Genomic DNA, 11,879 nt, shown 5'->3' on the forward strand with positions numbered 1-11,879 from the left:
ACGCTATATGTCGCGAGATCCTTCGACTCCGTTCACTCCACTCAGGATGACGTTACCTTAGGGACGCCTTGCAGCACTCACTTAACCCGCTTGATTCCGACCACGGAAAGCGCGGCGACCACGGCGATGGCGATGGCGACTGGGAACACGGGGTTGTACGAGCCGGTCATCGTCACTAGCGTGGAGGTGATGCCGGAGCCGATGGCTTGCCCCGCGCAGCTTGCCACGTTCAAGAAGCCAAGATCCTTGCCGGCGTTCTTCTTATCCGGCAGCACATCCACATTCAGCGCCTGATCCACCGCCATGTACATGCCATAACCAAATCCTGCGATGCCGGCGAACAGATACATGCCTAACGTGCTGGGAATCAGCCATGGCATAGCGATGCCGATGGCATACAGTCCGCAGGCGAAAATCACCGGAGGCTTGCGGCGGCCGATGAGGTCCGAGACCGGCCCTGACGTAACCGAGGCGATGAACGCCACCACCATCGTGATGATGGACATCGTGGAGATTACGCCAGCGGCCTGAGTTTTGCTCTGTCCCAGATGATTCTGCAGAATGTACAGCTGGTAGGAGGCAATCATCTGATAGGCCACAATTAAGCAGGTGCGGCACACAAAAGCCTTCCAGAAATCACCCGCGCCCTTGACCGGCGGGGTGAACGCGCGGATGATGATCCTCCACAGGCTTTCTTGCTGCTGCGGCTTGGGATCAAGATCATTGCGGGGCTCGCGCGGCATCAACAGGAAAGCCATGGCTCCAGCGAAGATGTACATCGCGCCGGCGCATACGAAACCGATATGGGTCTGCGAGATGAACAGTGAGGCGAGGAACGTGCCCATAGCCTGGCCCACGGTGATTCCTCCACCATACGCAGCAGAGATTGTGCCGCGGCTCTTTTCGGGAACCCTGTCGGAAAGCGTGGCCACAATGGGTGCGGTCATCATGTTCTGACCGATATTGGCGAAGCAGTAGGCCAGCAGCACTCCGGTGCCCGTGGTGGGAACTCCGATGGCATAGAACGAGACCGCCGCGATGACGGCACCGGCGAGGTACCACGGAGTGCGACGGCCGAAGCGGCTGCGCGTGCGGTCCGACATAGCACCCACGAACACGTTGACGAATAGGGAGAGCATGGCGCCCGCACCATTGATCACACCGAGCAACGCGTCGGGATTGTCGATGCCGATATCCTTAAGACGCTGCGGCATAAGCACCGCAGCGATCATATAAAAGCCCATGTTCTGCAGAATCGCGTAGATTCCGAATCCGGAGAGGAAGCGATACCCGCTGACGCCGAGCTTAGTCTTAGCTGTTGGTTGATTGTCCGTCGTTGACATATGCATTTCCTTACGATCATATCGTCGCCCACGGCGCGGGCCCGTCACCTAGACCACGCGCCGCGACGACTTGCGCACCATCATGGCTTATCGAGTGCGCGCTTCCAGCGAGACGATGGCAGCAGCTCCATCGCTCACGAAATATCCCACACGTCCGTCGAGCTTGTCGTACATGCGTGTGCTGAGGGAGACCTGACCATCAAGGACGACCACGGCGATGGAGTCCTCCATGATGATTTCCAACGTGTGTTCGCCGGCGGGCAGGTCGCAGGGACGTTCCAATTCCACATAGAACGGCACATCGCCGGAAATCTGCCACTGCTCGCCACCGGTCGTCTTGCGCGGCCAACGGTCAAACACCATACGAGAGCGGTGCGGCTCCAAACGAATCGCATACGATGAGTCACCATCCTCGGATGAACGAAGCAACAATCCACACTCATGTGTGCCTTCCGCAATATCGAGCGTGGCCTTGATATAGGTGGCCTCACGCGGAGCCTCCTGCTCGGAGACACTGCATACATAGCTGTCAGGAGCACTCAAGGTCGTTTCGGGGATATTCAGCTCCACAGGTTTGACGAAGTCGCCTACCAGTGCATCAGGGAAGCGGAAGCCAAGCGTGCCGTCCTCGTTCTGCACTGCTTCGAGCGTAGACATCGTGCCCGCCCATTGCCATTCGCCATCGTCAACCTCGTCTTTCTTGGTGGAAATCCAGCCGGTGAAATAACGTTTGCCGTTGAGGAATGCGCTTTTGGCGGCATAGAAGGCACGACCGTCGATGGTGTCTTTATCGGGAGCGATCCAGGGGCCTTCCAAGCTCTTGGCCATGCGATATTTGGTGGTGAACGCGTCGGTGAACTCAGAGTAGACGAAATACCACCAATCGCCCCACTGGAACACCTCGGGGCACTCCATCGCCACGAAGCGATTTGGGGCCCAGAACGGATCGGTGGGAGTCCAGTGGTAGAGGTCCTCGGAAATGTACTGCATGGTCACACCGCGACGGCGGTCGGCGCCTTGGTCCGCCCGCGCGGCGAAAAGCATGCGCCACACGCCTTTCTCTTCATCGCGGAACACGAACGGATCGCGCCAGTCGTAGGCCTCATAGCCTTCGCAAGGACCGAACGACAGTTCGTCATGACGTTCCCAGGTGAGCATGCCGTCGTCGCTAGTGGCGTGCATAACCAGCTGAATGGAGCGGCCGGACTCATCAGTGGTTTTGGGATTGTTGCCCGTATAGAAGAGATGATGGCGCCCATCAGCATCCTTCAGCACACTGCCGGTATAGCAGTTGAAGTCTTTGGCGTTTTCACCGCCTGAGGCAAGAGCAATGCCGTGATCCTCATAATGTGCGTAGTCCTTGGTGGTCACCAGCGCCCACGGCATGCCGGGCTTCGGCTCGGTGCGCTCGTCAAGCAGAAAGAACAGGTATGCGGTGCCGTCTTCCACAAAGGGGATGGCGTCGCCGACATAGGCGTTCTTGGGACGGTAGAAAACAGGGGTGTTCATTATGCCTCCTTGCATGGCAGACGTTCTGCCCGTTTTGCTTAAGCGCTTAAATGTTTAAGCGATTAAGCATTGAGTATAGGGAGGATTGGAGCCGCTGTCAACATGGCGACACGCCGAGGAATTCCATAAGAAGAGTCGCCCCCAATCTCATCAGGTTCAGATGAGACAGATGCGAGAACGGACGTCTCATCAACCATCGACCACATAACAGCGGGCGACTTCTTGCACCGCCGTGTGGTTAGGATTAACCCCAGACGGTTCCACGTGCCTCCGGGCGGTTCCACACGCCTTCGGGCGGCTCCACACACCTCCGGGCGGTTCCACGTGCCTTCGGGCGGTTCCACACGCCTTCGGGCGGCTACCGGATTCGCCGATCTCTTCAATCAACCACTTCAACGAAATCAAGAATGGCGGAATTCCAACGTTCTTAATCCTTCCGAAGCCTCTCCAACAGCCCACAGGCCAAAACCCTAACCGCCCGTACCCCATACCAACCGCCCGAGAGGATAAAGAAACCGCCCGAAGCCCACGCCAACCGCCCGTGTCCCATAATCAACCGCCCAAAGGGGTAACGAAACCGCCCGAAGAGGTGCGGCTCCACGCCTTCGTCATGCCGAGCGCAATACCCCACGCTCGTCACGCCATGGAGATGCTTCGACTCCGCTGCGCTCCGCTCAGCATGACGAACAACCATCATCCCCGTCACGCCAAGCGCAACCGCACCCCACCCTCGTCATGCCGAGCGCAATACCCCACCCTCGTCATGCCGAGCGCAGTCGAGGCATCTCCATACGCAAAGTGGGCACTTGGGGAGAGTCCCAAGTGCCCACTTAAGTCAGCTGTTACGCGACGGAAGAAACCAGTCGCGACCAACCGGTCAGTTGCCGTTGATGGCACCGCCGCCTTGCTGCTGCACGATGGCGGCGAGGAAGTCGCGGTTGCTGGCGGTCTTCTTCAGGCGCGGCACCAGAGTCTGGTAGGCCTGCTCCGGCTCCATGCCGCCCATCAGGCGACGCAGACGGTAGACGACCGGCAGCTCGTCCGGCGCGGTGATGAGCTCCTCGCGGCGGGTGCCGGAGGCGTTGATGTCGATGGCCGGGAACAGGCGCTTGTCGGCCAGTTCGCGGCTCAGACGCAGCTCCATATTGCCGGTGCCCTTGAACTCCTCGAAGATCACCTCGTCCATCTTCGAGCCGGTTTCCACCAGCGCGGACGAGATGATGGTCAGCGAGCCGCCGTTCTCGATGTTGCGGGCCGCGCCGAAGAACTTCTTCGGCGGGTACAGCGCCTGCGCGTCCACACCGCCGGACAGGATGCGTCCGGAGGCAGGGGCCGCGATGTTGTAGGCGCGGGCCAAGCGGGTCATGGAGTCAAGCAGCACCACCACATCCTGGCCGAGCTCCACCAGTCGCTTCGCGCGCTCGATGGCGAGTTCGGCGACCGTGGTGTGGTCGGAGGCGGGGCGGTCGAAGGTCGAGGAGATGACCTCGCCGGCCACGGTGCGCTCCATGTCGGTGACCTCTTCGGGGCGCTCGTCCACCAGCACCACCATCAGATGCACTTCAGGGTTGTTGGCGGTGATCGCGTTGGCGATGTTCTGCAGGGTGATGGTCTTGCCGGCCTTCGGCGGGGAGACGATCAAGCCGCGCTGGCCCTTGCCGATCGGCGAGACGATGTCCATGATGCGGCCGGTGAGCTTGTTGGCCGTGGTCTCCTGCTTGAGGCGCTCCTGCGGGTAGAGCGGGGTGAGCTTGGCGAACTGCGGACGGTTCGCCGCCTCCTCGACGCTCATGCCGTTGATCGAGTCGATGGCCTGCAGCGGCACGAACTTCTGGCGCTGGTTGCGGCGGTCGCCCTCACGCGGGGCGCGAATCGTGCCATGCACGGCGTCACCCTTGCGCAGGCCGTACTTCTTGACCTGGCCCATGGAGACGTACACGTCGTTGGGGCCGGGCAGGTAGCCGGAGGTGCGCACGAAGGCGTAGGAGTCGAGCACGTCGACGATGCCGGCCACGGGGACCATGTCCTCGGCCGGTTCCTCGCGGCGGCGGTCCTCGCGCACCACACGCTCCTCGCCGCGCTGGTCTTCCATGTCGCGGTCGCGGCCACGCAGGCGGCGGCCACGGCGGTCGACGTTACGGTCGGCATTGCGGTCGGCATTGCGGTCGTTACGCTCGGCACGATCTCCACGCTCGATGCGTTCGCCGCGATCGGCGCGCTCGGAGCGATCAGCATGGTCGTCGGCGTTGCGGTCGCGACGGGCGCGACGCGGACGCTCGGTCTCGCCGGCGTCACGAAGGTCATGCTTCTGCGTGGGCAGGGTGGCGAGGATGTCGTCGAGATCGCGCACTCCCTCTTCGGGTTCGGGCGCGAGCACGGGTTCGGGGCGGCGACGGCGGCGCACATTGGCCACGATCACTTCATCGCCGTTCTCATCAAGTTGCGGGGCGCGGTCGCGCTTCTTGGTATCGCGGGCGGCACGCGGCTCGTCCTGGGCGATGGGCGCGTCGATGCCCAGCTCGTCGAAGAGGTTGGCGGCGTCGGCCGGCACGTCCTGCTGGGCGTCCTTGGCGCGGCCGGCGGCGCGGTTGGCGGTGCGATTGGTACGGCTGGTACGGCGGTCGCCGTTGTCGCGAGCCGGCTTCTTTGGCCGGTCATCGGCGTCCGGCGTCGCTTCATGCTCTGCGGCCTGCGCGGCCTGCGCGGCGGCCGGCTCGACCGCCGGTTCGGCCGCGGGCTCAGCGGCCTTGGGAGCGGCCTTGGGCGCACGCACGGTCACACCGGCCGGCGCCTCGCCGCCGGAACGGGCGGCCTGCAGGGTGGCAAGCAGGTCGGGCTTGCGCATGGTGGAAGTGCCACGAAGACCCATCTGCTTGGCGAGCTCCTTGAGCTCGGAGAGCTTCATATCTTCAAGATTCTGGCTTGTTGCCACTGGTAATGCCTTTCCTTGGCCCAATCGGCACGGCCGAACAGGGCTCATAAGAATGATTTGCGGTTAATCCGCTGTTGAACGTCCGCGGCAAAACTGTGCTCGCGAACTGCATCCAACCTTACAACGCCCGCCCGACCAAAGCAAAACGCCTTGCCGTATGGCAATACGCATACGGCAAGGCCCCTCACGAATCGCGGACGATCGGTCACATACGCGCGGTCACATGTGCGCAATCACACACACGCAATCACACATGCGCAATCACACATGCGCAATCACACATGCGCAATCACACATGCGATCACACATGCGTGCGGTCACACGCACTGTTTGCGCAGGCGCTCCACTTCGGCTTCCAACTCTTTGATGCGCTGGTCGCGCTCGCCCAGCAGCGTCTCCAACCGAGTCAGACGCCAGGTCTCATCCGGATACAGGTGGGAGCGAATCTCATCCAGCTCCTCCTCGCTGGTGTCATCATGGCCCTGCAGCCACTCCGGCTTCCAGCGGGCCACGCAGCGTTCGATGCGCTTGCGTCCGATCAGCTCCGGAGGCATTCCCGCCTGGCGGAAGACCATGCTCGCGGACTCCCCAGCCATATACCGGCGCATGCATTCGTCCCGGAACGCCTGGGAGTACTGGATGCGGCTCTCGCTGACGCACTCCACGGCTCCGAGCTGTTGCAGGTAGGTGAGTTCGGTCAGGGTGAATCGTTTGGTGGTCATGTCATCGCCTTTGCACGAAGATGTCGTCGGTCACGGTTTGATATGTCGCAAGTCCGGTCGCAACGCACGCCGACGCCATTGCTCCGTCTTATCCGCGTTGTGTCGCCCTGTCATATCGGTGCCGAACGTTCCGTGGAGGACCGTTCGACGCTGGCGGTATGTTGTCAGACGACTTGCGCTTTGACAGTATATACCCCCACACAGCACTTTTTCAGGAACCTAACCCCCGTTCATCATTATTTCGTTTCGCAAAGGGCATGGCAGCGGGCGAAATCGCCGTTTTTCCACCGGCCGCCACGAAAAATCACCCATACAAAAAACAACCAAGCCGACCCTCCCCAATGGGTGGATCGGCTTGGCGAAATGGCTGTCAGCGCGCGGCTATCTGTACGAGATACCGCTACTTCTGCTCATGGTAGGACTTGTCGGTGTTGACGCTCCACACGTTGCGCTTCGAGGTTTTGCCGGACTTGATGTTGCCGACGGCCTCGATGGCGGTGGCCATGGAGTGGTCCATGTTGTTGTAGCGGTGCTGTCCGTTGCGGCCCACGCAGTAGAGGTTGCCGAAACCGTCGAGGTATTCCACGAGTTCGGACATACGGTCGTAGGTGTCGAAGTAGGCGGGGTACGCCTTCTTGACGCGTTCGCGATGGGAATCGAGCACGTCCTGCGGGCCGTTGATCACACGCATGCGGGTGAGTTCGGAGATGGCGAACTTGACGACGTCCTCCTCGCTCATGGACCAGAAGGAGTCGCCCTCCTCGCAGAAGTACTCGAGGCCGACCCACACGGTGTCGTCCACATCGTTGACCAGATACGGGCTCCAGTTGTTGAAGATCTGCAGGCGGCCCAGCTTGTAGCCCGGATCCTGCACGTAGATCCAACAGTCGGGCACGATCGGCGGGTTGCCGAGGGTGGGGATGTCGGTGGTGTTCTTCAGGCGCAGATGCTTGACGAGCAGACCGACGGTCACGAAGTCGCGATAGGGCAGGCCGTTGGCCACCTCCACCATGTCGGCGGGCGCGGGCTTGGCATGCTCCTCACCATTGGCCGCGGGCGCGGCGATGGCATTGACCAGATCCTTCACCGGCATCGAGGAGATGAACTGGTCGGCGGCGAGCTCGGTGCGGTTGCCTTCGGAATCCTCGTACACCACGGCGGCGATGGCGCCGTCCACCTGCTTGAGCTCCACCACCTTGGCGTCGGTGAGCACCTTGACGCCGGCGGCGGCGCAGTTCTCCTCAACGGTTTCCCACAGCTGGCCGGGGCCGTACTTGGGGTACCAGAACTCTTCGATCAGCGAGGTCTCGACCTCGGAATTGTCGCGCTTCTTGGGGCTCAGCTTGGCGAAGGCGTTCTTCAGCACGCCCATGATGCTCAGGCCCTTGACGCGCTGGGCACCCCAGTCGGCGGAGATCTGCGAGGGATGGCGGCCCCACAGCTTCTCGGTGTAGCCCTCGAAGAACATGGAGTAAAGCTTGCGGCCGAAGCGGTTGATGTAGAAGTTCTCCAGATTGTCTTCGGGCAGCTTGTGCACCATGGAGGCGAGGTAGGAGAAGCCCGCCTGCATGGTCAGCTTGAAGCCCATCGCACGGAAGGTGTTGGCGCTCAGCGAGATGGGATAGTCGAAGAAGCGGCGGTTCCAGAAGATGCGGGAGACGCGGTGGCGCTTGAGCATCACCTTGTCTTCCAGCTCCGGATCGGGGCCGCCCGGCTCCATATCGTGTTCGCGACCGAGCTTGCGGTCGTCGTATGAAAGCGCGCCCTGCAGCGGAAGCGTGTCCTTCCACCACTGCATGATGCGCTCGTCCTTCGAGAAGAAGCGATGGCCGCCGATATCCATACGGTTGCCGTTATGGCGCACGGTGCGCGAAATGCCGCCGAACTCTCGGGTCTCCTCGAGCACGGTCACGTCATACGATTCGGCGCCGCCGTCCTTGATCAGTTCCCAAGCGGCGGTCAGACCGGCGGGGCCGCCGCCGATGATCACCACAGATTGCTTTTCGGTCACGATCTCTCCTTGTTCATCAAAATCAGGGACAGTCTACCCGACCCCATAGCAAACGCACGCGTCGGATGTGCGAATGCACACAGAATCATTCCCAGCGTAGTGCGCGAAAAGCCCGCCATTACGCCTGTTATCGTTCACATCACCCTTAAGAGGGGTGATCGCGCGGCTGGCTGACAATCAGTCAATCAGGCAAACCGGCCGATTGGTCACTCACCCAACCGGCCAGCCAACCGGACAACCCATCAATCAGCCAGCCAACCGATCAGTGAATATCGTCGGGGATGTCGATGTCGGTTTTCTGCACTTCCTCGACGTTCACATCCTTGAAGGTCACGATGCGCACGGATTTGACGAAGCGGCTGGAACGGTAGACATCCCACACCCACGCGTCGGTGAGCTGCACGTCGAAGTAGACGTCCTGCCCGGCGGAACGCACGTTGAAATCGACCTTGTTCGCCAGGTAGAACCGGCGTTCGGTCTCCACCACATAGGTGAACAGTTTGATGACGTCGCGATACTCCCGATACAGGGCGAGCTCGGCGTCGGTTTCGTAGTTATCGAGATCCTCAGCGCTCATAGCTGTGCGTTCACTTACCTTCCGTGTCGCGCTTGCGGCCACGACCCAGCGTGCGCCACCACGCGTCCTTCGATGTCTTGCGTTCGGACTGACCGTAGGGCCAGTTGCTCTCCGACTCCGACTCACCCGAGGTGCCGGTGTTGGTTGGGCGCGGCTTGGCGGCGGATTCGGCCGCCTCAGGCTCATGCTCGGCCACACGCTCCTCGCGCTGCGGCTCGACGGCGGGCTGTTCGTCGGCGTGATCGGATTCGCTCGGAACGGTCCCGCCCAAGCCGAGGAAGCTTGTTTTCTGGATGGCGAGGGAATGCTCGCGCGCGCTCAGGGCCTCCTTGACGCCGGGATTGTCTTCGAACACATGCATGCCGAAGGCGTCGAGGGAGCGGATCGGATCGTATTCGTCGACCAGCGTGTCCATCACGATCAGGTCTTGGTACTTGTTGTTCTCCGTATCCCACAGGGCGTCGCGCGAGACGCCGGAGGGCACGAAGCCCAGCGAGCGGTAGACGGAGTTCGAGCGGGAGTTCTTCTCGGGCACACCCACCCAGATGCGGTGCATACCCAGGCCGACGGGCTGCGGCGCGAATCCGAAGGTCATCACGCGGGGCATCGCGTCTCGCGAATAGCCGCGGCCGCGGTAGTCGCGTCCCAGAATCACCTGGATGCGCGCGGAACGCGACCAGCCGTCGACGTCGATCAGGAAGATCATGCCGATCACATTGTCGGTTTCGGGAGCGTCGGTTTCGCCGTCGTCGTCATGGTCGGCGTCGGTGAGGATGGCCCAGGCCACGGTACGGCGGGATTCGGGATCGCCCACGCCGGATTCGGCCGGCTGCTGCCCGTTCGTCCACGCCACGGAACGGCGAACCCACGCATGCACCAGCGCGCGCTCGGCGGCCGCGTCCTTGCCGGTGATTTTGGACGCGCCATAGAAGGCGTCCAGCTCGTCGAGCCGGGGCAGATCCTCCACGGTGGCGGGCCTCAGATGCACCATCTCGCCACGAATCGGCGGAATGACGATGCGTGCGGGCAACTCGCGGGACGACTCCCCCGTTTTCTGCGCGGTGTTCTCGATCATGGTTCCTAACATTCCTCATGATTGGCCAACAATCAATGCCGAACATATCTTACTCGTCTGTATGAACGCTGGAAGAAGCCGGAGCGCGATATGCCCCACACCTCCCCAAGCCCCACGGCGTGTTCCATGTTCGCCCGGGGACGAAAAAGGGCGGTCTTTCGCTCGGAAACGAGGAAAGACCGCCCTTTCAAATAGGTAATGGAGACTACTTGATCTTGCTCATCACAACCTTGGTGACGGCCTTCGCGTCGGCCTGGCCGCGCGTGGCCTTCATCACGGCGCCGATGATCACGCCCATCGGCTTCATGTTGCCGCTCTTGAGCTTCTCGGCAACATCCGGGTTGGCGGCGAGCGCCTCGTCCACGGCCTTGTCGATCAGGCCGTCGTCGGAGACAATCTTGTAGCCGTGCTTCTCAACGACCTCGGCGGGCGTGCCTTCGCCGGCGAGCACGCCGACGACGGTCTGCTTGGCCAGCTTGTCGTTGAGCTTGCCTTCGGCGATGAGCTTCTCAACCTCGGCCACGTCGGCGGCGCTGATCGGCAGCTCCTCCAGCGAGATGCCCTTGGCGTTGGCCTCGCGGCTGAGCTCGCCCAGCCACCACTTGCGCGCGCCGGCCGCGGTGGCGCCGGCGGCGACGGTGGCTTCGATCAGGTCGAGCGCGTCCGCGTTGAGCACGTCGCGCATCTGCAGGTCGCTCAGGCCCCATTCGGCCTTCAGTCGGTTGCGACGCTCGCGCGGCATCTCCGGCATTTCGGCCTCAAGACGGGCGATATGCTCCTTGGTGATGTGCAACATCACCAGATCGGGGTCGGGGAAGTAGCGGTAATCGTCGGCGTCGGACTTGACGCGGCCGCCGGCGGTGGACTGCGAGGACTCGTCCCAGTGGCGGGTCTCCTGCAGAATCTCGCCGCCTTCGGAGAGGATCTGCGCCTGACGGCGGATCTCGTACTGCACGGTTTTCTCGATGGCGCGGAACGAGTTCACGTTCTTCGTCTCGGAACGGGTGCCGAAGGGGTCGGAGGCCGAGCGGCGCAGCGACACGTTCACGTCGGCGCGCATATTGCCCTGCTCCATGCGGGCGTGGCTGATGTTCAGCGCGCGCACGATGTCGCGGATGGCGCGCATGTACGCGGCCGCGATCTCCGGCGCGCGTTCGCCCGCGCCCTCGATGGGCTTGGTGACGATCTCGATCAGCGGCACGCCGGCGCGGTTGTAGTCGACCAGCGAGTGATCGGCGCCTTCGATGCGGCCGTCGGAGCCGCCGACGTGGGTGTTCTTGCCGGCGTCGTCCTCGATGTGGGCGCGTTCGATCGGCACACGGAAGACGGTGCCGTCCTCCAGCTCCACATCCAGATAGCCGTTGCCGTTGGTGGGCTTGTCGTACTGCGAGATCTGGTAGTCGCGCGGCATATCCGGGTAGAAGTAGTTCTTACGGGAGAACTGGCTCCATTCGGCGATTTCGCAGTGCAGGGCGAGACCCAGCTTGATCGCGTAGTCCACGGCGGTCTCGTTGAGCACCGGCAGCGAACCGGGCAGGCCGAGCGAGACCGGGGTGAGCTGGCTGTTCGGCTCGCCGCCGAAGGCGACTTCGGCCGGGCAGAACAGCTTGGTGGTGGTGCTGAGCTCCACGTGGGTTTCCAGACCGAGGACCGGGTCGAATTGCTTGACGGCCTCGGAGTACTTCATCAGTTTGTCAGCCATGATGCTTC

Annotated in this window: 8 protein-coding genes; all 8 read right to left on the reverse strand. The window is 62.2% G+C overall.

Features of this window, described 5'->3' with window-relative positions; all coding sequences use genetic code 11:
• Nucleotides 1-77: 77 nt before the first annotated feature.
• Nucleotides 78-1,343 carry an MFS transporter gene (locus AC1AV0_RS03220; RefSeq protein ID WP_476571069.1) on the reverse strand — a complete coding sequence of 422 codons (1,266 nt, stop codon included), beginning with the start codon at nucleotides 1,341-1,343 and terminating at the stop codon, nucleotides 78-80.
• Nucleotides 1,344-1,430: 87 nt separating this feature from the next.
• Nucleotides 1,431-2,852, reverse strand: coding sequence for a hypothetical protein (locus tag AC1AV0_RS03225; protein WP_476571071.1), 1,422 nt, complete (start codon nucleotides 2,850-2,852; stop codon nucleotides 1,431-1,433).
• An 877-nt stretch (nucleotides 2,853-3,729) separates the two neighbouring features.
• Nucleotides 3,730-5,784, reverse strand: coding sequence for a transcription termination factor Rho (gene rho / locus AC1AV0_RS03230; protein WP_476571072.1), 2,055 nt, complete (start codon nucleotides 5,782-5,784; stop codon nucleotides 3,730-3,732).
• A gap of 317 nt (nucleotides 5,785-6,101) precedes the next feature.
• Nucleotides 6,102-6,506: an HTH domain-containing protein gene (locus AC1AV0_RS03235; RefSeq protein ID WP_476571074.1), complete on the reverse strand. Its 405-nt coding sequence runs from the start codon at nucleotides 6,504-6,506 to the stop codon at nucleotides 6,102-6,104.
• A gap of 400 nt (nucleotides 6,507-6,906) precedes the next feature.
• Nucleotides 6,907-8,517 carry an NAD(P)/FAD-dependent oxidoreductase gene (locus tag AC1AV0_RS03240; RefSeq protein WP_476571076.1) on the reverse strand — a complete coding sequence of 537 codons (1,611 nt, stop codon included), beginning with the start codon at nucleotides 8,515-8,517 and terminating at the stop codon, nucleotides 6,907-6,909.
• A gap of 262 nt (nucleotides 8,518-8,779) precedes the next feature.
• Nucleotides 8,780-9,094: a DUF2469 domain-containing protein gene (locus AC1AV0_RS03245; RefSeq protein ID WP_003828150.1), complete on the reverse strand. Its 315-nt coding sequence runs from the start codon at nucleotides 9,092-9,094 to the stop codon at nucleotides 8,780-8,782.
• Nucleotides 9,095-9,104: 10 nt separating this feature from the next.
• Complete coding sequence (locus AC1AV0_RS03250; RefSeq protein WP_476571079.1) at nucleotides 9,105-10,169, reverse strand: GNAT family N-acetyltransferase; 1,065 nt, start codon at nucleotides 10,167-10,169, stop codon at nucleotides 9,105-9,107.
• Between the two features lie 205 nt (nucleotides 10,170-10,374).
• Complete coding sequence (gene gatB, locus AC1AV0_RS03255; protein ID WP_476571081.1) at nucleotides 10,375-11,871, reverse strand: Asp-tRNA(Asn)/Glu-tRNA(Gln) amidotransferase subunit GatB; 1,497 nt, start codon at nucleotides 11,869-11,871, stop codon at nucleotides 10,375-10,377.
• Nucleotides 11,872-11,879: the final 8 nt, after the last annotated feature.

It is taken from the genome of Bifidobacterium sp. LH_558 (assembly GCF_056356295.1).